This window comes from Pseudomonas fluorescens (assembly GCF_030344995.1).
Classification (GTDB): domain Bacteria; phylum Pseudomonadota; class Gammaproteobacteria; order Pseudomonadales; family Pseudomonadaceae; genus Aquipseudomonas; species Aquipseudomonas fluorescens_BF.
In genome coordinates, this window is the sequence record NZ_CP128260.1 from 4258797 (window position 1) to 4279322 (window position 20526).

At 60.8% G+C, this 20526-nt stretch carries 17 protein-coding genes; 6 read left to right on the top strand and 11 right to left on the bottom strand.

What is annotated here, in order from left to right:
• The first annotated feature begins 39 nt into the window (after positions 1–39).
• The 3 genes from QR290_RS19015 to QR290_RS19025 are packed head-to-tail and all read left to right on the top strand — an operon-like array spanning position 40 to position 3085.
• Positions 40–1263, top strand: a complete 1224-nt coding sequence (locus QR290_RS19015) for a YcaO-like family protein (protein ID WP_289203345.1) — start codon at positions 40–42, stop codon at positions 1261–1263.
• On the top strand, positions 1260–2210 hold the full coding sequence (locus QR290_RS19020) for a class I SAM-dependent methyltransferase (protein ID WP_289203346.1): 951 nt from the start codon (positions 1260–1262) through the stop codon (positions 2208–2210). Before QR290_RS19015 ends, QR290_RS19020 begins: the two co-directional genes overlap by 4 nt.
• Complete coding sequence (locus QR290_RS19025; RefSeq protein WP_289203347.1) at positions 2207–3085, top strand: alpha/beta fold hydrolase; 879 nt, start codon at positions 2207–2209, stop codon at positions 3083–3085. Before QR290_RS19020 ends, QR290_RS19025 begins: the two co-directional genes overlap by 4 nt.
• A gap of 43 nt (positions 3086–3128) precedes the next feature.
• On the opposite strand, the gene QR290_RS19030 is transcribed toward QR290_RS19025, so the two are convergent.
• The 6 genes from QR290_RS19030 to QR290_RS19055 are packed head-to-tail and all read right to left on the bottom strand — an operon-like array spanning position 3129 to position 9081.
• Positions 3129–4871 (bottom strand): ABC transporter substrate-binding protein, encoded by a 1743-nt coding sequence (locus QR290_RS19030; RefSeq protein ID WP_007951484.1) that lies wholly within the window; start codon positions 4869–4871, stop codon positions 3129–3131.
• Positions 4872–4918: 47 nt separating this feature from the next.
• Positions 4919–5191 (bottom strand): DUF2160 domain-containing protein, encoded by a 273-nt coding sequence (locus QR290_RS19035; protein ID WP_039767461.1) that lies wholly within the window; start codon positions 5189–5191, stop codon positions 4919–4921.
• 10 nt (positions 5192–5201) lie between these two features.
• Entirely contained in the window at positions 5202–6002 is an 801-nt protein-coding gene (locus tag QR290_RS19040) for a carbohydrate ABC transporter permease (protein WP_115078485.1), read from the bottom strand.
• A gap of 9 nt (positions 6003–6011) precedes the next feature.
• Entirely contained in the window at positions 6012–6878 is an 867-nt protein-coding gene (locus tag QR290_RS19045; protein WP_007951487.1) for a carbohydrate ABC transporter permease, read from the bottom strand.
• Positions 6875–7987, bottom strand: coding sequence for an ABC transporter ATP-binding protein (locus QR290_RS19050; RefSeq protein WP_115078486.1), 1113 nt, complete (start codon positions 7985–7987; stop codon positions 6875–6877). The genes QR290_RS19045 and QR290_RS19050 overlap by 4 nt, the downstream gene beginning before the upstream one ends.
• Positions 7987–9081, bottom strand: a complete 1095-nt coding sequence (locus tag QR290_RS19055; RefSeq protein ID WP_115078487.1) for an ABC transporter ATP-binding protein — start codon at positions 9079–9081, stop codon at positions 7987–7989. The genes QR290_RS19050 and QR290_RS19055 overlap by 1 nt, the downstream gene beginning before the upstream one ends.
• A 270-nt stretch (positions 9082–9351) precedes the next feature.
• Here QR290_RS19055 and QR290_RS19060 point away from each other — a divergent pair, with 270 nt between their 5' ends.
• The gene (locus tag QR290_RS19060) at positions 9352–11217 is read left to right on the top strand and encodes a sigma-54-dependent Fis family transcriptional regulator (protein ID WP_289203348.1); all 1866 of its coding nucleotides are present in this window, start codon (positions 9352–9354) and stop codon (positions 11215–11217) included.
• 16 nt (positions 11218–11233) lie between these two features.
• On the opposite strand, the gene QR290_RS19065 is transcribed toward QR290_RS19060, so the two are convergent.
• From QR290_RS19065 to QR290_RS19075, 3 genes are all read right to left on the bottom strand, one after another.
• Positions 11234–12445: an MFS transporter gene (locus QR290_RS19065; protein WP_289203349.1), complete on the bottom strand. Its 1212-nt coding sequence runs from the start codon at positions 12443–12445 to the stop codon at positions 11234–11236.
• 347 nt (positions 12446–12792) lie between these two features.
• Positions 12793–14175, bottom strand: a complete 1383-nt coding sequence (gene cysS, locus QR290_RS19070; protein ID WP_262196243.1) for a cysteine--tRNA ligase — start codon at positions 14173–14175, stop codon at positions 12793–12795.
• Positions 14176–14195: 20 nt separating this feature from the next.
• Entirely contained in the window at positions 14196–15896 is a 1701-nt protein-coding gene (locus QR290_RS19075; RefSeq protein WP_289203350.1) for a glutamine--tRNA ligase/YqeY domain fusion protein, read from the bottom strand.
• Between the two features lie 269 nt (positions 15897–16165).
• Here QR290_RS19075 and QR290_RS19080 point away from each other — a divergent pair, with 269 nt between their 5' ends.
• Together QR290_RS19080 and lpxH are read left to right on the top strand one after the other, a co-directional pair.
• Positions 16166–16672 (top strand): peptidylprolyl isomerase, encoded by a 507-nt coding sequence (locus QR290_RS19080; protein ID WP_085690022.1) that lies wholly within the window; start codon positions 16166–16168, stop codon positions 16670–16672.
• Positions 16669–17415, top strand: coding sequence for a UDP-2,3-diacylglucosamine diphosphatase (lpxH, locus tag QR290_RS19085; protein WP_102687173.1), 747 nt, complete (start codon positions 16669–16671; stop codon positions 17413–17415). Before QR290_RS19080 ends, lpxH begins: the two co-directional genes overlap by 4 nt.
• Before the next feature lie 235 nt (positions 17416–17650).
• Here lpxH and QR290_RS19090 read toward each other — a convergent pair whose 3' ends face one another.
• Positions 17651–19180: a DHA2 family efflux MFS transporter permease subunit gene (locus tag QR290_RS19090; protein ID WP_115078492.1), complete on the bottom strand. Its 1530-nt coding sequence runs from the start codon at positions 19178–19180 to the stop codon at positions 17651–17653.
• 137 nt (positions 19181–19317) lie between these two features.
• A complete protein-coding gene (locus QR290_RS19095) occupies positions 19318–20520 on the bottom strand; it encodes an efflux RND transporter periplasmic adaptor subunit (RefSeq protein ID WP_007951497.1) in 1203 nt (400 codons plus the stop codon).
• Positions 20521–20526 lie beyond the last annotated feature (6 nt).

Consider the following 20526-nt stretch of genomic DNA (forward strand, 5'->3'; position numbering starts at 1 on the left):
AGGGCCTTGCGCCCTCGCGGGCTTTCCAGGAAGGGAATCATGGACAAGACAACGTTGGCCGAGCGTGAGCTCACGGCCGATCAGGCAGAGCGGCGTATTCACACCGAACTTTCACACCTGGGCCTCACGCCGCACACCCGTACCCTCGGCAGCAAAGTCGTTGCGGTTCAGGCAAGTCTTCAGGGCAGAGACAACCGTCATGCCCGTGGCTCCGGCAAGGGTTATGCGGATCAGGCACACCTGGGCGCGCTTTATGAAGCGCTCGAGCACTACTGGACCGATGAGCTCTGTACCTACGATGTTCACCACGAAACGGAACGCTATTTCAAAGACACGCCGGTGTTTGCCGATGACTCGCTTCTGCACAGGCTCTCCGGCCAGCAAAACGTGCGCATCACCTGCCGGACCTATGTCTGTCCACCGTGGCATGACCGGTTTTCCTATCCAATCGCGCTGACGTCTCCGAATGGCTCACGTTTGCCCTCGTCACCGGGCATGGCGGACTACCGCGCCGTGCGTCGCTATGCCAGCAACAGCGGCACCGCGATTGGTGCCACTTACAACGAAGCGATGCTGCACGCCGCCAACGAATGCATCGAGCGCGATGCCGTGTCGTTGTTTCTGCTCAATCATTTTTATTACCAAAACCATTCACCACTGCGACGGGTGGCGCGCCTCACTGAAAGCGACGAACTCGGACGTCTGTGGGCCGATGCCGAACAGGAAATCGACGGCGAAATCGTGCTGGTGGATATCAGCACCGAGTTCAAGGTGCGGACCTTTCTGGCCTTCACGACCAAGCCGGGCGCTCACCCACAGGTGTTCGGCAGCGGCAGCTCCCTCGACCCGCGCCACGCAGCATGGCGGGCGCTCACTGAACTGGTGCAGTTGCAACTCAGCGCCGACGACCCCGAATACCAACAGACGCTGGCCAATGCGCTGCGCAACCTGCAACCCTTCCCACGCCTGCTGCGCTGTGCGCAATTCGATCCGCAGACGCTGCTGCATCGCTGCGTTCAACACGAGGTGAGACTGCCGGATTCCGCTAAAGGCCTGTCAGTGGAAAACCAGCTTTACCTGCTGACTCAAGACCTGCGGATTCATGGCCGTACGCTGGGTGCAGCCGTCCTGCAGCGAACCGAGCTCGACACCACCCTGCTCAACGTAGTGATCCCCGGACTTGAGCGCTTCTTCGTGGTTTCCAGCGGCAACGTCGTCATCCCGCAAGCCCGGGGCCGTACTCTGGAGAGGCGAGCACCATGAACCGACTCGATCGCACCCGGGAACTGACATTGGCCCGATCCATGCGCCTTTACCTCAACGAGAACGGCGCTGTTGGCCACTTCCTCGAACCGCGAGGCAGCGGACTGCATCACGTTTTTTTCCTGCGGGTGAACGATGAGCTTTGGGTCGGCCGCAAGCGCCTGCAACGTGACCGGCATTTTCGCTGGCAGGCCAGCAGCTCGCTCAAACCCGACATGTTGTTTGGCCCGCATCTGCATTCATTTTGGGGGGATGACGGGTTGTCGATCGGCTATCGGACGGCCTCACCCGCCCAGAAAGCGCAGGTCTTCGAACATGCATTGCATCAGGCTGACAGCGAGATCCTGGTTCCCTTCCCGCTGCTGGATGAGGCGGGCCGGGAAGCGGTCTGCCCGGCAGAGTTCTGGCAAGGCAACGAATCACTGGCCGAACAGCTGAACACCGACGAACACCACCTGCGCGAATACTGCGCCGGGCTGCTCCAGGCCATCACAGAAAAAGGCGCACTGGTTTACGACCCGGCCTGTTCAACGGGCGCGTTCATCGCCCATCTCGCCCGTGCCCTGCCCGACTGTCTTTGCCTGGGCAGTGACCGTTCGGCCTCGATGATCGAACATGCCAGGCGATGGCACAGCGCAACCTCCGTCGAGTTCGATGTGCTGGAGGCGAGTGAAGCCTTCGATACCGGGATTCGCTGCGATGTCTTGATCCTGCGTTTCCTCAACGCCGAAGTCTTGACCCGCCGAGAGGCCCAAACCGCATTCGTGTCGCTGATCCGCTGCGTCAAGCCCGGCGGCACGATCCTCGTTTTCGGTCACACCCCGGTGCTGATCCCGGTCACCTGGCTTGCCTCCATCCACCACCTGAAACTTGAATCCAGCGTCGCGGCACGGCCGGGGCAAGTCGAGCTGTTCCAGTTCTATCGTCTGACGGCTTCGGCTCCATGAGTTTTTCCCTGCACAGCCGAGGTTATTACCCGACCGGCGACGGCCATCAACTCTATTGGGAACGCCATGGTGTTCCGGGTCACGAACCGGTGTTTTTCCTCCATGGCGGCCCCGGCGGACGTATCAGTCGTCACCATCTGCAGTTTTTCGACCTGGGCCGGTTCGACATCATCCTGTTTGACCAACGAGGTTGCGGGCGCTCGACGCCCTACGGCGAGCTGCAGGACAACACTACCGGGCTGTGTGTCGAAGATATCGATGGCCTGCGCCAGCATTTCGGCTTCGAAAAAATCAGCGTATTGGGGGTGTCATGGGGCAGTTGGCTGGCGATTCAGTACCAGCAGCGTTACCCGCAGCACCTGCTGAAAACCACGCTGGTTTCGGTATTCGTGCCGTTTGCCGACAATGTCCGGGCTTACGATCAGGCGCTCAATGACGGGCTGACGCAATCGCCAGAATCATCGCTCGGCCAACGCGCCAGGGACATCTACCGGATACTCGGCGAAGGCCGCCCATCGCAGCAACACCGCGCCGCCATCGAATGGTTGAACGCTGTTCTACGTCGCACAGGCCAGACGATTTGCCCCGACACTCTGGAGCGCTTTGTCGATCAGGAAGCGGTGCTCGCCATCCGCCTCGAGCTGCATTACCACCTGCAGAACTACTTCTTCACGCCAAAGGATGAAAACCTGACCCTCGACGACAACACCCTGCTGATTCAGGGCATTCGCGACATTCATGGCATGGCCAGCGTGCGCTGGCTCAGGCAACGCATGAATATCCACTGCCGGCTGCTGCACGCCGGGCACAACGCCTTTGAAAACGCCCTGCTCAAAGCAGTACGTCGGGCGGTGAAACGTGAAATCGAAGGCTAAAAAAAACGGCACCCGAAGGTGCCGTTCCGTCTCGCAAAAGCGCTTACTTGCGTGCCGCCTCCCACGATTTGAGCAGTTCGTTGTAGCTCACGGTTTCGCCTTTCGGCTTCTCGTTGGCCAGTTTCGGTTTTGGTGCGCCCGGCTGGTCGAACCAGTATTGCGCGTCGCGCTCGGGGTTCATTTTCGGTGCGCACACCGCTTGGGCCTTGGAGCGTTCCAGACGGGTCATGATCGCGTCTTGATCCTTGGCCAGACCGTCGAGGGCCTGTTGCGGGGTCTTCTCGCCGCTGGCGGCTTCGGCGATGTGGCTCCACCACAGTTGCGCCAGACGTGGATAGTCCGGCACGTTGGTGCCGGTCGGGGTCCATTGCACACGGGCCGGGCTGCGGTAGAACTCGACCAGACCACCGAGCTTCGGCGCCAGATCGGTCATCGCCTGCGAGTTGATGTCCGACTCGCGAATCGGCGTCAGGCCGACGATGGTTTTCTTCAGCGACACGGTTTTCGAGGTCACGAACTGCGCGTACAGCCAGGCCGCGAGTTTCTGTTTCTCAGGTGTGGATTTCATGAAGGTCCAGGAACCCACGTCCTGATACCCCAGTTTCATCCCCTCTTCCCAGTACGGCCCGCGTGGCGACGGCGCCATGCGCCATTTCGGCGTGCCGTCGGCGTTGACCACCGGCAGGCCGGGTTTGGTCATGTCGGCGGTGAACGCGGTGTACCAGAAGATCTGCTGAGCGATGTTGCCTTGGGACGGCACCGGGCCGGACTCGGAGAAGGTCATGCCCGCCGCTTCCGGTGGCGCGTACTTCTTCAGCCAGTCGACGTATTTGGTGGTGGCGAACACCGCCGCCGGGCCGTTGGTGTCGCCGCCGCGGGTCACGCTGGAACCGACCGGGTGGCAATCCTCGACGCGAATCCCCCACTCGTCCACCGGCAAGCCGTTGGGAATGCCCTTGTCGCCGCCACCGGCCATGGAGAACCAGGCATCGGTGAAGCGCCAGCCCAGCGACGGGTCTTTCTTGCCGTAGTCCATGTGCCCGTAGATGCGTTTGCCGTCGATTTCCTTGACGTCTTCGCTGAAGAATTTGGCGATGTCCTCATAGGCCGACCAGTTCACCGGCACGCCCAGCTCATAGCCGTACTTTTCCTTGAACTTGGCTTTCAGGTCGGCGCGCTCGAACCAGTCGGCGCGGAACCAGTACAGGTTGGCGAACTGCTGGTCGGGCAACTGATAGATCTTGCCGTCCGGCGCAGTGGTGAAGGAGATGCCGATGAAGTCCTTGATGTCGAGGGTCGGCGAGGTGAAGTTCTTGCCTTCGTTGGCCATCAGGTCGGTGATCGATTCGGTCTTGCCGTAGCGAAAGTGTGTACCGATCAGGTCGGAGTCATTGACCCAGCCGTCGTAGATGTTCTTGTCCGACTGCATCACGGTCTGCATTTTTTCCACGACGTCGCCTTCCTGCAGCAGGTCGTGGGTCAGCTTGATGCCGGTGATTTCGCTGAAGGCCTTGGCCAGCACCTTGGATTCATATTCGTGGGTGGTCAGGGTTTCCGAGACGACCTTGATGTCCATCCCGCGAAACGGCTCGGCCGCCTTGATGAACCACTTCAGTTCTTCGAGCTGCTGCTCGGCCGTCAGGGTCGACGGCTTGAATTCGCTGCCGATCCATTTTTTTGCGGCATCTTCGTAGGCGTCGGCCCAGGCAGACGCGCTCAAACCGCTGAGTGCCAGCATGGCTGCCAATGAAATGCTATGTCGCAGCTTATTTTTCTTATCGAACATAGAGACCTCCTGTTAGGTTTTCGGAGCAAGATTGCCGAGCGATTCGACTAGCCCCAACGCATCACAGCCAACAGCCACACCAGGGACAACGCGGACGCTACCCAGATGCTCCAGTCGGTCACGCCGATTACCAGCAGATGCAGGTAGGCGCTGCCGAGAAGACCGATGAACAAGCGATCGCCACGGGTGGTGGCAATCGGTAGAAACCCTCGCCGCAAGATACTCGGCGAGCGCAGTTCCCAGGTGGTCATGCCCACCAGGATCAACCCGATCACGATGAAAAACGCCGCCGTCGGGACGGTCCAGCTCATCCATTCCATCATCAGTTCCTCAGACCCGGCCCAGGGCAAAGCCCTTGGCCACGTGGTTGCGAACGAACCAGATCACCAGCATGCCGGGGAGGATAGTCAACACCCCCGCCGCCGCCAGTACACCCCAGTCAATGCCGGACGCCGACACCGTGCGCGTCATCACCGCCGCGATCGGTTTGGCGTTCACCGAGGTCAGCGTGCGCGCCAGCAGCAGTTCGACCCAGGAAAACATGAAGCAGAAAAACGCCGTCACACCGATGCCGGAGCCGATCAGCGGGATGAAGATCTTCACGAAGAATTTGGGAAAGCTGTAGCCGTCAATGTAGGCCGTTTCGTCGATCTCCTTCGGCACCCCGGACATGAAACCTTCGAGGATCCACACCGCCAGCGGCACGTTGAACAGGCAGTGCGCCAGCGCCACGGCGATGTGGGTGTCGAACAGGCCGATCGACGAATACAGCTGGAAGAATGGCAGCAGGAACACCGCCGGTGGCGCCATGCGGTTGGTCAGCAGCCAGAAGAACAGGTGCTTGTCGCCGAGAAAGCGGTAGCGCGAAAACGCGTAGGCCGCCGGCAGTGCCACGGTCAGAGAAATGATCGTGTTCAGACTGACGTAGTACAGCGAGTTGATATACCCGGTGTACCAGCTCGGGTCGGTAAAGATCACCTTGTAGTTCGCCAGCGTGAAATCCTGTGGGAAAAGAGTCAGTCCGCCGAGGATTTCAGTGTTGCTCTTGAACGACATGTTCAGCAGCCAGTAGATCGGCACCAGCAGGAACAGGATGTAGAGCAGCAGTGGAACAAGCTTTCTTTTGCTCATGGCCGGGCCTCAGCGGTTCGCATCGTTGTGGGTCATGGCGGTGTAGAACAGCCAGGACACCAGCAGGATGATCAGGAAGTACACCAGCGAGAATGCCGCCGCCGGCCCCAGGTCGAATTGGCCTACGGCCATCTGGGTCAGGGTCTGACTCAGGAAGGTCGTCGAGTTACCCGGCCCGCCGCCGGTGAGCACGAACGGCTCGGTGTAGATCATGAAGCTGTCCATGAAGCGCAGCATCACCGCGATCAGCAGCACGCTCTTCAACTTGGGCAACTGAATGTGCCGGAACACGGCCCACGCCGAGGCCCGGTCGATGCGCGCAGCCTGGTAATACACATCGGGAATCGCCCGCAGCCCGGAGAAACACAGCAGCGCCACCAGCGAAGTCCAGTGCCACACGTCCATCACCAAAACCGTGACCCAGGCGTCCATAGTGTTGGCCGCATAGTTGTAGCTGATGCCCATGGCGTTGAGGCTCGAACCCAGCAGGCCGATGTCGGCGCGGCCGAAAATCTGCCAGATGGTGCCGACCACGTTCCACGGAATCAGCAGCGGGATCGCCAGCACGATCAGCACCACCGACGACCAGCGACCCTTGGTCGGCATGGTCAGCGCGATGGCGATGCCGAGGGGGATTTCGATCAGCAGCACACACGCCGAGTAGATGAACTGACGCAACAACGAATCATGCAGACGCGGATCGAGCAGCACCTGCTTGTACCAGTCGGCGCCGACGAAGTAGCGGCTGGACTGGTCGAAGATGTCCTGCACCGAATAGTTGACCACGGTCATCATCGGAATCACGGCACTGAAGGCCACCAGAAGGAAAACCGGCAACACCAGCCACCAGGCCTTGTTGTTCTGCACCTTGTTCATGGCTGTACCTCGCTGTCGGTGGCATCCAGCAGAAATTCGTCGGCATAGACCATCAGCCACTGCGCCGGGAAACTGATGTACGCCGTGCCTTGCGGCACCGGTTTGTCTTCGGCCAGACGCACTTTCAGCGGCGCGCCATCCAGATCCAGGGTCATGATCTTGTAGGTGCCGAGGTCTTCGACGTGTACGACCCGCGCCTGCATCGCGTCATCGAACGGCTCGTCCCACACATGAATGAACTCGGGGCGGATGCCGACCTTCAGATTTTTCCACTGGCCGTGTTCGATATGGCGCTGCAAGGCGTCGGACAGCGGCAGATGAGTCGAGTTGAAACCGACCCCGCCCGATTGCGGCTGCACTTCAATCAGGTTCATCCCCGGGCTGCCGATGAAGTAGCCGACAAAGGTGTGGCTCGGCCGCTCGAACAATTCCCGTGGGGTGCCGAACTGGACGATCTGGCCGCCGTACATCACCGCAATCTTGTCGGCGAAGGTCGAGGCCTCCAGCTGATCGTGGGTCACGTAGACCATGGTGATGTTGAACTGCTCGTGGATCTGCTTGAGCTTGCGCCGCAGTTTCCATTTCAGGTGCGGGTCGATCACCGTCAGCGGCTCGTCGAACAGGATCGCCGACACGTCATCGCGCACCAGGCCGCGGCCCATGGAGACTTTCTGTTTTTCGTCGGCGGTGAGGTTGCGCGCCTTTTTACTCAGCAGGTTTTGCAGGTCGAGGACTTCGGCGATTTCCTGCACCTTGCTGTGCACTTTCGCCTCTGCCAGGCCCTGATTTCTCAAGGGAAAAGCCAGGTTTTCGAACACGGTCATGGTGTCGTACACCACCGGAAACTGGAACACCTGCGCGATGTTGCGCTTCTCCGGGGTCAGGTCGTTGACCGCTTTGCCGTCGAACAGCACATGGCCCTGGGACGGGCTGAGCAAACCTGAAATGATGTTGAGCAAGGTCGACTTGCCGCAACCCGAAGGGCCGAGCAAGGCATAGGCGCCGCCCTGCTCCCAGATGTGGTCCATCTCGCGGATCGCGTAATCCTCGGGCCCGCTCGGGGTTTTACTGTAGCTGTGGGCGAGGTGTTGCAAACGGATTTCGGCCATCAGGCAACCCTCGCGACGCGCCGGCCCGGTGCCTGCACCAGACGGCCCTGCGCATCGAACACAAACAGTTTATGGGTCGGGATATAGATGCGGATCGGCGCATCGACGTCGTATTCGTGAACCCCCGGCAAATGCAGCACCAGCAGGAAATGCTCGTTGCGCACGTGCAGGAAGGTTTCCGAACCGCTGATCTCCGCCACCTCGACGGTCACCGCCAGTTCCAGGTCGTCATCGTTGCTCGGCACCAGCGAGATGTGGCTCGGGCGCACGCCAAAGCGGAACTCGCCCTCGCCCACCGGCCGCAGATCGACGTTCAACGGAAAGTGCACGAAGTTGGCGAAACTCACTTCATTGCCGGCGATGCGCCCCGGCATCAGGTTGATCGGCGGTTCGGAGAACAATTCGGCGGCCAGCACCGTTTGCGGCTGGTGATAGACCTCGGTCGACGGGCCGCTCTGGATCACCCGGCCCTCGTGCAGAATGGTGGTGGTGCCGCCCAGCGCCAGCGCTTCGTTGGGCTCGGTGGTGGCGTAGATGGCGATGGTGTGGCGCGCCTTGAACAGCTCGCGCATTTCCTGGCGCAGCTCTTCGCGCAGTTTGTAGTCGAGGTTGACCAGCGGCTCATCAAACAGGATCAGCTCGGCATCCTTGACCAGCGCCCGCGCCATGGCCGTGCGCTGCTGCTGGCCGCCGGACAGCTCCAGCGGATAGCGCTTCAGAAACCTCTCGATGCGCAGCATCTTCGCGGTTTCCTGCACCTTGCTCTGGATCTGCTCATTGGAGATCCCGGCCTGGCGCAGCGGCGAGGCGATGTTCTCGAACACCGTCATGGTCGGGTAATTGATGAACTGCTGATAGACCATCGATACATTGCGCAGACGCACCGGGCGCTGGGTGACGTCGACGCCGTTCATCAGGATGCGGCCGCTGTCGGGCTTGTCCAGACCGGCCATCAGGCGCATGAGGCTGGTCTTGCCGGACAGCGTGCGCCCGAGCAAAACGTTGAAGGATCCAGGTTCGAATTTCAGGCTCGCATCGTCGATCCAGGTCTGGCCCTCGACGGTACGGCTGACGTGCTCCAGGGTGAGTGACATGGCTCGGCCTTTTTATTATTGGAGTCAAGCGACCTGTCCTGTAGAGCGACATTCGTGCCAGAAACGGCAAGCTGTTGATTTACCGCAAAATTCGCTGGAAGCCACGCAAACCGGGGTTCGTAGCTGAACACAAGTGAACAGTCGCGACTGAACAATTGAACAGTCGGGCGATTGACAATGAACAATAGTGAACAACACTCTATGGATGCTTTTTGCTCGTCGAACGAGCCATAACAAAAACAACAAAGCCCCCTTCAGAGACTGCCAATCATGGCCGCACCTGCCCCGCCGCTTTCCCATGACGCCATTGTGAAGGACTCCTGGTCCCGTTGCCGCGCCTTCGGTCTCAATCATCAAAGCGTCCCGGCCTTCGATCAGTTGCCCGCCGCCGGCATCGCGCAGTTGCTCGACCGCCATCATTCGCTGGTGCAGACCACTCACCAGGAAGTGCTGCCGTATTACGAGAACATCCTGAGCAACTCCAACTGCCTGATCATGCTGGCCGACAATCAGGGCCAGGTGCTGACGTCCTGGGGCACCCAGCGCTTTATCGAGCCAAACCTGGCGCGCGGTTTTCAGGCCGGTGCCAGTTGGGTCGAGCGCGCCAGCGGCACCAACGCCATCGGCACGGCGCTGGCCTGCGAGCAGGCGGTGCACATCGAACACGATGAACACTTTCTCAAGGCCAACCGCTTCATGACCGGTTCCGCCGCGCCGATTTTCGATGCCGAGCGCAAGGTCATCGCGGTGCTCGATGTATCCAGCGACAGCTATCTGCCGCCGTCGCACACCCTCGGCATGGTCAAGATGATGAGCCAGACCGTGGAGAACCGGCTGATCCTCAACCTGTTCCATGGCCAGCACTTTCAACTGACCTTCAACACCGGGTTGAACAACCTCGACAGTCAGTGGGCCGGGCTGCTGATCTTTGATGAAAGCGGTCAGGTGCTGTCGGCCAACCGTCGGGCCGACAATCTGTTGGGCGTGCGGTTGTCGCGGGTCAGCGTTGAGAGCCTGTTCAAGGTGTCGTTGCTGGAGCTGATCAATCAGCCGGACGGTTTGCCGTTTGCCTTGCAGACCTCGGGGCGCAATCGTTTCCAGTGTTTGTTGAAACGGCCTAAACAGGCGCCGATTCAGGCGCGGGTCTTCACTGAAACCAGAACCGCTGAAACCAGAACCGACGAACCGAAAGTCGCCGCACCCACGGCCATTAGCCTGAGCACGTTGCACTTCGGCGACAGCCGCGTGGAAAAAGCCGTGCGCCAGGCCGAACGCCTGCTGGAAAAGGACATTCCGCTGCTGATTCACGGGGAAACCGGGGTCGGCAAGGAAGTCTTCGTCAAAGCCCTGCATCAGGCCAGCTCCCGGAGCAAACAGGCGTTCATCGCCGTCAACTGCGCAGCGATCCCTGCCGAACTGGTGGAGTCCGAGCTGTTCGGCTATGAGAAAGGCGCGTTCACCGGCGCCAACCAGAAAGGCAGCATCGGCCTGATCCGCAAGGCCGACAAAGGCACGCTGTTTCTCGATGAAATCGGCGACATGCCACTGCCAACTCAGGCTCGCCTGTTGCGCGTGTTGCAGGAGCGCTGCGTGCAACCGGTGGGCAGCAGCGAGCTGTTCCCGGTGGATCTGCGGATCATCTCCGCCACCAACCGCTCGCTCAGGGAACAGGTGCAACTGGGGCGCTTTCGCGAGGACTTGTACTACCGCATCGGCGGCCTGACTTTGGAACTGCCTCCGCTACGCGAACGCAGTGACAAGCAGGCGCTGTTCAAGCGGCTGTGGGAGCAACATCGCGAGCCGTCGCAGTGGGCGGGATTGAGTCGTGAAGTACTGGACTTGTTTGAACGGCACCCGTGGCCGGGCAATCTGCGTCAGGTCAGCAGCGTGATGCAGGTGGCGCTGGCGATGGCCGAGGAACAACCGATTCGGCCCGAGCACTTGCCGGATGATTTTTTCGTCGATCTGGAGATGGAGCCAGTGGAAGTGGCCGAGCCGTTGGGCATCGACCTGAACGATGCCGAGGCGTTGAACCGGGAGTTGCAACTGGCCGGAGGCAATATTTCCCATCTGGCGCGACGGTTGGGGGTGAGCCGCAATACGCTGTACAAGCGATTGCGGCAGTTTGAAAACTGAGCCCCCCCGTAGCGGGTCAGGCCGAAACGGCGGGTTCAACAGGTGCAGCCGATGCGGCCGCCAACGTACGCAGGCCCATCAACACCACAACCATCATCATCAGACCTGCGGCGATCGCAACGCCGAACCCTGCCCGTGCGCCCCAGGCATCAATCACCAGACCCGCCAGCATGCCGCCGAGCGCCACGCCGATGCTGATCCCGGTGGTCATCCACGTCAGCCCTTCGGTCATCCTCGCCGCCGGGATGATGATCGTCCCCAGCTTCATGACCACCACCATGGTCGGCGCAAACGAGATGCCGGCGATAAACAGCATCGCCGACAGCACATAAACGTCCGGTGCGAGTACCGGCAGTACGCCGGTAACTGCCGTGACCAATATCCCGATAAAGAACTGTTTTTCAATCGCCAGCGAGACCCGCAACGCGCCGAAGGTCAGGCCCGCCACCAGCGAGCCGAACGCATAGGCGGCGAGGATGAAGGTGGCAGCGGATGGCCAGCCCTGGGCATTGGCGAAGGCCACAACGGCGACATCGATCGCTCCGCCAATGGCCCCCATCGCCAGCAGCGCGAGGACAATGGTGCGAACGCCGGGAATCAGCAGGGTCGATCCGCTGTTTTTCCGGTTGCCCGCCACCACTTTCGGTTCGGTCTGACGCTGCATGAGAAACGCCGTCACGCCGACCGCCAGCAGCCCGACCGCCACCAGCGGCCCGGCCTCGGCGAAAAAACTCACGCTCAAACCGATCGCCAGTGGCGGGCCGACGATGTAAGCCAGTTCGGTGAGGACTGTGTCCAGCGAGAACGCGGTGTGCAGTTGCGGTTTGCCACGAAACAGCTGCGTCCAGCGTGCGCGGATCATGGACGGCATGCTCGGCATCGTCCCCGCCAGTGCCGCCAGTACAAAGAACAACGCGGGGGGCGCCTTCAGGTGCACGGCAACAATCAGCGCCAGCAACATGACGATGCTGAAAACCGTCACAACCGGCAGAACGCGGCTCTGACCATGCTGATCAACCTGTTTCGAGATGCGCGGGCCGAGCAGCGCGTTGGCCAGGGTAAACGTGCCGGCGACTGCGCCGGCGAGCCAGTAAACGCCGGTCTGCTGCACCAGCATGGTGATGATGCCGATGCCGATCATTGCCTGGGGCAGTCGGGCGATAGAGCTCGCGAGCACCAACCCGGGTGCGCCGGGGGTTGTCAGGAGTTCGCGATAGTGGTTTGCCATGATGTCTTCATTCCGAATCGTCGCCGCTCAGCATCCGGCTGAGGGCGTTGCCGACATCAAGACCTACGCGAACGTCGAAAGCAACCCCTCACCCCAGCCCTCTCCCAGTGGGAGAGGGAGCCGACCGAGATGTCTTACGCTATCCATCGACCTGAAAGACCGAGTCGATTATGGATTCACAGCACGCCTTTCAGGTCAGCGAAACTCCCGTGCATCCCCCAATCAGTCCCCTCTCCTGTGGGAGAGGGTCAGGGTGAGGGCGTAATCTCGGAACGGCACAAATCTCCCAATCAGCAGAAAAACAAAAACCCGCACAAGGCGGGTTTTGTTTGTAACAGGCGCTACGATCAGTCAGCCAGACGCCAGGTCGTGCCGCCCTTGCCGTCTTCCAGCACCACGCCCATGGCGGTGAGCTGGTCGCGGATGCGGTCGGATTCGGCCCAGTCCTTGCCGGCACGTGCCGCCAGACGCGCAGCAATCAGTGCCTCGACTTCGGCTGCATCGACACGCCCTTCGGCGCCGGCCTGCAGGAAGTCATCGGCTTCGAGCTGCAACACGCCCAGCACGCTGGCCAGTTCTTTCAGACGCGCCGCCAGACCGGCCGCTGCATCAAGATCGCTCTCGCGCAGGCGGTTGATCTCACGCACCATCTCGAACAGCACCGCACAGGCTTCCGGCGTGCCGAAGTCGTCGTTCATCACCGTGGTGAAACGCTCGACGAACGCTTCGCCGCCAGCCGGAGCAACGTTCGGCAGGCCTTTCAACGCGTGGTAGAAACGCTCCAGTGCGCCCTTGGCGTCCTTGAGGTTGTCTTCCGAGTAGTTGATCGCGCTGCGGTAGTGGCTCGACACCAGCAGGTAACGCACGACTTCCGGGTGGTACTTGTCGAGCACGTCGCGAATGGTGAAGAAGTTGTTCAAGGACTTGGACATCTTCTCGCCATTGATACGGATCATGCCGCAATGCATCCACGCGTTGGCGTAGGTCTTGCCGGTGGCCGCTTCGCTCTGGGCGATTTCGTTTTCGTGGTGCGGGAACTCAAGATCGCTGCCACCGCCATGAATGTCGAAGGTCTCACCGAGGCAGCAGGTGGACATCACCGAGCACTCGATGTGCCAGCCCGGACGCCCGGCGCCCCACGGCGATTCCCAGCTCGGCTCGCCCGGCTTGACGCCTTTCCAGAGCACGAAGTCCAGCGGATCTTCTTTGGCTTCGTCGACCTCGATCCGCGCACCGATGCGCAGGTCTTCGATCTTCTTGCGCGAGAGCTTGCCGTAGCCCATGAACTTGCCGACGCGGTAGTACACGTCGCCATTGCCCGGGGCGTAGGCGAAACCCTTGTCGATCAGGGTCTGGATCATCGCGTGCATGCCCGGAATGTGATCCGTGGCGCGCGGTTCCATGTCCGGCTTCTTGATGTTCAGGCGCGCTTCGTCTTCGTGCATCGCCGCGATCATGCGCTCGGTCAACGCTTCGAACGACTCGCCGTTCTCGTTGGCCCGGTTGATGATCTTGTCGTCGATGTCGGTGATGTTGCGCACGTAGGTCAGGTCATAACCGCTGAACCGCAACCAGCGGGTCACCAGGTCGAATGCGACCATGCTGCGGCCATGGCCCAGGTGGCAGTAGTCGTACACGGTCATCCCGCAGACGTACATGCGCACCTTGTTGCCATCCAGCGGCTTGAAGACTTCTTTGCTCTTGGTGAGCGTGTTGTAGATCGTAAGCACGGTGTTTCCTTAAGACTTGATCACTGGCCCCACGAATCACGCAGGGTCACGGTACGGTTGAATACCGGCTGACCTGGTTTCGAGTCCTTGATATCCGCGACGAAGTAGCCTTCGCGCTCGAACTGGAAACGGTCTTCCGGCTGTGCATTGCCCAGCGAGGGTTCAGCACGACAACCGGTCAGCACTTGCAGTGAGTCAGGGTTGATGTTGTCCAGGAAACTCGCGCTGTCTTCGGCCTTCTCCGGGTTCGGAGAACGGAACAGGCGATCGTACAGACGCACTTCGCACTCGATGCTGGCAGCGGCCGGCACCCAGTGGATCACGCCTTTGACCTTGCGGCCTTCAGGGTTCTTGCCCAGGGTGTCCGGATCGTACGAGCAACGCAGCTCGACGATGTTGCCGTCGGCGTCCTTGATCGTTTCGTCGGCACGGATCACGTAGCTGCCGCGCAGACGCACTTCGCCGTTCGGCTCCAGACGCTTGTAGCCTTTTGGCGGCTCTTCCATGAAGTCATCGCGATCAATGTAGATTTCACGGGCGAACGGCAGCTTGCGCACGCCGAGTTCTTCTTTCTGCGGATGACGTGGCAGTTCGAGGTTGTCGACCTGGTCTTCCGGGTAGTTGGTGATCACGACTTTCAACGGACGCAGCACGCACATGGCGCGCGGGGCGTTCGCGTCCAGGTCCTGACGGATGCTGAACTCGAGCATGCCGAAGTCGACCACACCGTCGGAACGGTTGGTGCCGATCATGTCGCAGAAGTTGCGGATCGACGCCGGGGTGTAGCCACGACGGCGGAAGCCCGACAGCGTCGACATGCGCGGATCGTCCCAGCCGTTGACGTGTTTCTCGTCAACCAGTTGCTTGAGCTTGCGCTTGCTGGTGATGGTGTAGTTGAGGTTCAGACGGCTGAATTCGTACTGACGCGGGTGCGCCGGCACTGGCAGTGCGTCGAGGAACCACTCGTACAGCGGACGATGGCTTTCGAACTCCAGGGTGCAGATCGAGTGGGTGATGCCTTCGATGGCGTCCGACTGACCGTGGGTGAAGTCGTAGTTCGGGTAGATGCACCACTTGTCACCGGTCTGATGGTGATGGGCGTGGCGGATGCGGTACATGATCGGGTCGCGCAGGTTCATGTTCGGCGAGGCCATGTCGATCTTGGCGCGCAGTACGCGGGCACCGTCCGGGAACTCGCCGGCGCGCATGCGGGCGAACCAGTCCAGGTTCTCTTCCACCGAACGGTCGCGGAACGGGCTGTTCTTGCCAGGCTCGGTCAGGCTGCCGCGGTATTCCTTGGCTTGCTCGGGCGTCAGGTCGTCGACGTAGGCCTTGCCGGCCTTGATCAGTTCAACGGCCCAGTCGTGCAGCTGGTCGAAGTACTGCGAGGCGTAGCGCACTTCGCCGGACCATTCGAAGCCCAGCCATTTGACGTCGCTTTCGATCGCGTCGATGTATTCCTGGTCTTCCTTGGCCGGGTTGGTGTCGTCGAAACGCAGGTGAGTGACGCCGCCGAACTCCTGGGCCAGGCCGAAGTTCACACAGATCGACTTGGCGTGGCCGATGTGCAGGTAGCCGTTGGGCTCAGGCGGGAAACGGGTGACGATCTGCGTGTGCTTACCCGAGTCCAGGTCCGCCTGGATGATCGGGCGCAGGAAATTGACCGGCGTGACAGGGCCGGTCTTGGAATTCGAGGTAGGGTCGACAGTGGGCTTGCTCATAGGATCCTTGAACGTACAGTGCGCGGCCGGGACACGGGCCTGACAAAACAAAGCCGCTATCATAGCCGATGCTGTCAAGCCCCTGACAGAGCAGGGCTTAAAAGGAATGCATTTAATCGCCGGGTTTTGAAAAACAGCCTCGAAATTCGCGCCTGTCACGCTAAACTGCGCACCTTGGCCCTCACGGGCTGAACCGGTACGGGGCCCAAATGTCCCAATACCCACGAATTCCTTATAAAACGCGCTTCAACTTATAAAGAGTAACGATCATGACTCAAGTTAAATTGACCACCAACTTCGGTGACATCGTCCTGCAACTGGACGCTGAAAAGGCGCCGGTCACCACCGCCAACTTCATCGAGTACGTTAAAAAGGGTCACTACGAGAACGTCGTGTTCCACCGCGTCATCAAAGGTTTCATGATCCAGGGCGGCGGTTTCGAGCCAGGCATGAAAGAAAAGAAAGACAAGAGCCCGAGCATCCAGAACGAAGCCGACAACGGTCTGAAGAACGACAAGTACACCATCGCCATGGCCCGTACCATGGACCCGCATTCGGCTTCGGCGCAGTTCTTCATCAACGCCTCCGACAACAGCTTCCTGAACCACACCGCCAAGACCGCTCAGGGCTGGGGTTATGCCGTGTTCGGTAAAGTGGTTGCGGGCACCGACGTTGTCGACAAGATCGAAGGCGTTTCCACCACGTCCAAGGCAGGCCACCAGGACGTACCAGCAGACGACGTGATCATCGAGAAAGCCGAGATCATCGAAGCGTGATATTGCTGATTTCAGACTTGCATCTGGAAGAGGAGCGCCCGGACATTACCCGGGCGTTTCTGGATTTGCTCGCCGGACGCGCCCGCTCGGCGAGTGCGTTGTACATTCTGGGCGACTTTTTCGAGGCGTGGATTGGCGACGACGCCATGACCCCCTTCCAGCGTTCCATCTGCCAGGCCCTGCGCGAATTGAGCGACAGCGGCACGGCCATTTTTCTGATGCACGGCAATCGCGACTTCATGCTCGGCAAGGCCTTCTGCAAGCAGGCCGGCTGCACGCTGTTGAAGGACCCGAGTGTCGTGCAGTTTTACGGCGAACCGGTATTGCTGATGCACGGCGACAGCCTGTGCACCCGCGACGAAGCCTATATGAAGCTGCGCCGTTACCTGCGCAACCCGCTCAGCCTGTTCATCCTGCGCAACTTGCCCTTGCGCACCCGCCACAAACTGGCGCGCAAGTTGCGCAGCGAAAGCCGGGCGCAGACGCGGATGAAGGCCAACGACATCGTCGATGTCACGCCGGAGGAAATTCCGCGGATCATGCAGGAATACGGGGTGAAAACCCTGGTTCACGGGCACACCCATCGCCCGGCGATCCACAAGTTGCAGATCGGCGATCAGGCGGCGAAGCGGATTGTGCTGGGGGATTGGGATCGTCAGGGGTGGGCGTTGCAGGTGGATGAGAACGGGTTTGCGTTGGCGCCGTTTGACTTCGCGCCGCCGCTGGCATTGCCGCACGGCTGAAGATCGCACCCCCTCATCGGAACGCCGCCCGCCCAGCCCTCTCCCCCAAGGGGGCGAGGGGGAAAGGGAGCCGACCGGGGGCTTTTCGAATCCGGAGCTTGACTCAAGGACACAAATTTTATCCTTCAAAGCCTGAGTTCAACTCGGTCTTTCAGGTCGGCGTACCTCGAAAGAACGCCTCGGTCAGTCCCCTCTCCCTCCGGGAGAGGGTTAGGGTGAGGGAAAGCTCTTGATCTTAGTGCCCGGAAGCCGCAGGGCCTGCCTTCGCAGCAAACGGAGGCTTGGCCAGCCAAACAATCAATATCAACCCCATGAAGCCCCACCCCAACAGCGTGAAGTAATCCACGGTGGAGAGCATGTACGCCTGACTGGTGAGAATCTGATCCATCTGCGCATAGGCTGATTGGCTCGCGCCCCCCAGCGAGTGCAAGGTCTCGCGAGTCGCCGGCTCATAGGTGCTGATGCTCTCGCTCATATAGGCATGATGCTGATCCGCCCGGCGAATCCAGATCCAGGTGGTCAACGACGCCGCAAAGCTGCCGCCCAGTGTCCGCAGGAACGTCGCCAGACCCGCGCCATCGGCAATCTGGCTCGGCGGCAAGTCCGACATCAGAATGCTCAGAGTCGGCATGAAGAACAGCGCCACACCAATCCCCATGAACAACTGCACCAAGGCGATGTGCTGGAAGTCCACCTCGTTGGTGAACTCGGCACGCATAAAGCAGCTCAGGCCGATCGCCAGGAACGCCAGACCGGCCAGCAGGCGCAGGTCGAACTTGTGCGCGTACTTGCCGACAAACGGTGACAGCAGCACCGGCAAAATGCCGATCGGTGCCACCGCCAGGCCGGCCCAGGTCGCGGTGTAGCCCATCTGGGTCTGCAACCATTGCGGCAGGATCAGGTTGATGCCGAAGAATCCGGCGTAACCCAACACCAGCACCAGCGTGCCGATGCGGAAGTTGCGGTGGGCGAACAGCCGCAGGTTGACCACCGGATGCTGGTCGGTCATTTCCCAGATCACGAACACCGCCAGCGCGATCACCGAAATCGCCGCGCCGATGATGATGAAGTTCGACTCGAACCAGTCCAGGTCATTGCCCTTGTCGAGGATCACCTGCAACGCACCCACGCCGATGATCAGCGTGATCAGCCCGACGTAATCCATCGGCTGACGGCTGGTGACCACCGGGCGCTTGGCCAGTTGCTGGCGCACCACCATCACCGCGAAAATCCCGATCGGCACGTTGATGAAGAAAATCCACGGCCAGCTGTAACTGTCGGTGATCCAGCCGCCGAGAATCGGCCCGGCAATCGGCGCCACCACCGTGACCATCGCCAGCAACGCCAGGGCCATGCCCCGCCTCGCCGGCGGATAGACCGCAATCAGCAGCGTCTGGGTCATCGGGTACAACGGCCCGGCCACCAGACCTTGCAGCACGCGGAAGCCGATCAGTTCCGGCATCGACGTGGAAATACCGCAGAGGAACGAGGCCAGCACGAACAGGATGGTCGCCCACAGAAACAGCTTCACCTCGCCGAAGCGACGGCTCAGCCAGCCGGTGAGCGGCAGCGCGATGGCGTTGCTCACGGCGAACGAGGTGATGACCCAGGTGCCCTGCTCCGAACTCACCCCAAGGTTGCCGGAAATGGTCGGCAGCGCCACGTTGGCGATGGTGGTGTCGAGCACCTGCATGAAGGTCGCCAGCGACAGGCCGATGGTGCTGAGCAACAGGCTGGGCGGCGAAAAAGAGGCGTTATTGCTCATCGCGAATCCTTTGGAACCTGATTGACGCTGTGCCCTGTGGGAGCGGGCTTGCCCGCGATAGCGGATTCACATTCGACATGTGTGTTGAATGTTGCGCCGTCATCGCGGGCAAGCCCGCTCCCACAGGGAGAAAGAGGTCAGCGTTGCGCGGTCTTGCTGACCGCCGCGCTGTTGTCATGGATCAACTGGGTGATCATCGCGTCGGCTTCGGCCAATTGACGGTCGTAGACGTTGGTGCTGAACGAGGCCTTTTGCGGCGGCTGCTGGGCCAGTACCGGACCGCTCTGGTCGTGCAGGTTGACCTCGACATTGGTCGACAGACCGACGCGCAGCGGGTGTTTGGCCAGCTCTTCGGCGTTGACGTGAATCCGTACCGGCACACGCTGCACGATCTTGATCCAGTTACCGGTGGCGTTCTGCGCCGGCAACAGGGCAAACGCGCTGCCGGTGCCCGCGCCGAGGCTGTCGATGGTGCCGCTGAACTTCACGTCGCTGCCGTAGATGTCCGACTCGATCTCCACCGGTTGGCCGATGCGCATGTCACGCAGCTGGGTTTCCTTGAAGTTGGCGTCGATCCACAACTGATCCAGCGGAATCACCGCCATCAGCGCGGTGCCCGGCTGCACACGCTGGCCGAGTTGCACGGTGCGTTTGGCGACGTAACCGGTAACCGGCGCAATCAAGGTGCTGCGAGCGTTGGTCAGGTAGGCCTGACGCAGTTGCGCGGCGGCGGCCATCACGTCCGGGTGCGACGAGACCACGGTGTCATCGACCAGCGCGCTGGTGGTTTTCAATTGCTGTTTGGCATTGGCCAGGGCGTTTTGTGCCGAGGTCAGGTCATCGCGGGCGTGGGACAGTTCTTCCTGGGAAATCGCCCCGCCGGCCGCGAGATTTTTCCGCCGGTTGAAGTTGTCCTGGGCTTTCTGCACTTCGGCCTGTTGCGCATTGACCTGCGCCTTCATACCGTCGACGTTGCTGTACAGACCGCGCACCTGACGCACGGTGCGGGCCAGATTGGCCTTGGCACTTTGCAGGCCGACTTCGGCGTCGTTCGGGTCGAAGTTGATCAGCACCTGGCCTTCATGCACCAGATCGCCATCGTCGGCGCCGATGCTGACCACGGTGCCGGTCACCAGCGGGGTGATTTCCACCACGTTGCCGTTGACGTAGGCGTCGTCGGTGCTTTCGCTCCAGCGCCCGATGAATTCGTGATACGCCCAGACACCGGCACCGGCGAGGGCAACCACAACGGCCAGCACCAGCAGCATCACCTTGCGTTTGCGCGGGTTGCCAGTGTCCTGGGCGTTGTCTTGAGCTTGTGTGTTTTCGGCAGTGGCCATGACAAA

Coding starts and splice junctions, on each gene's coding strand:
- QR290_RS19050 (WP_115078486.1), bottom strand. CDS start 7,987: ATGGCCGAAATCCGTTTGCAACACCTCGCCCACAGCTACAGTAAAACC.
- QR290_RS19080 (WP_085690022.1), top strand. CDS start 16,166: ATGACTCAAGTTAAATTGACCACCAACTTCGGTGACATCGTCCTGCAA.
- QR290_RS19030 (WP_007951484.1), bottom strand. CDS start 4,871: ATGTTCGATAAGAAAAATAAGCTGCGACATAGCATTTCATTGGCAGCC.
- QR290_RS19055 (WP_115078487.1), bottom strand. CDS start 9,081: ATGTCACTCACCCTGGAGCACGTCAGCCGTACCGTCGAGGGCCAGACC.
- QR290_RS19065 (WP_289203349.1), bottom strand. CDS start 12,445: ATGGCAAACCACTATCGCGAACTCCTGACAACCCCCGGCGCACCCGGG.
- QR290_RS19075 (WP_289203350.1), bottom strand. CDS start 15,896: ATGAGCAAGCCCACTGTCGACCCTACCTCGAATTCCAAGACCGGCCCT.
- QR290_RS19025 (WP_289203347.1), top strand. CDS start 2,207: ATGAGTTTTTCCCTGCACAGCCGAGGTTATTACCCGACCGGCGACGGC.
- QR290_RS19035 (WP_039767461.1), bottom strand. CDS start 5,191: ATGGAATGGATGAGCTGGACCGTCCCGACGGCGGCGTTTTTCATCGTG.
- QR290_RS19090 (WP_115078492.1), bottom strand. CDS start 19,180: ATGAGCAATAACGCCTCTTTTTCGCCGCCCAGCCTGTTGCTCAGCACC.
- QR290_RS19095 (WP_007951497.1), bottom strand. CDS start 20,520: ATGGCCACTGCCGAAAACACACAAGCTCAAGACAACGCCCAGGACACT.
- QR290_RS19060 (WP_289203348.1), top strand. CDS start 9,352: ATGGCCGCACCTGCCCCGCCGCTTTCCCATGACGCCATTGTGAAGGAC.
- QR290_RS19045 (WP_007951487.1), bottom strand. CDS start 6,878: ATGAACAAGGTGCAGAACAACAAGGCCTGGTGGCTGGTGTTGCCGGTT.
- QR290_RS19020 (WP_289203346.1), top strand. CDS start 1,260: ATGAACCGACTCGATCGCACCCGGGAACTGACATTGGCCCGATCCATG.
- QR290_RS19040 (WP_115078485.1), bottom strand. CDS start 6,002: ATGAGCAAAAGAAAGCTTGTTCCACTGCTGCTCTACATCCTGTTCCTG.
- QR290_RS19015 (WP_289203345.1), top strand. CDS start 40: ATGGACAAGACAACGTTGGCCGAGCGTGAGCTCACGGCCGATCAGGCA.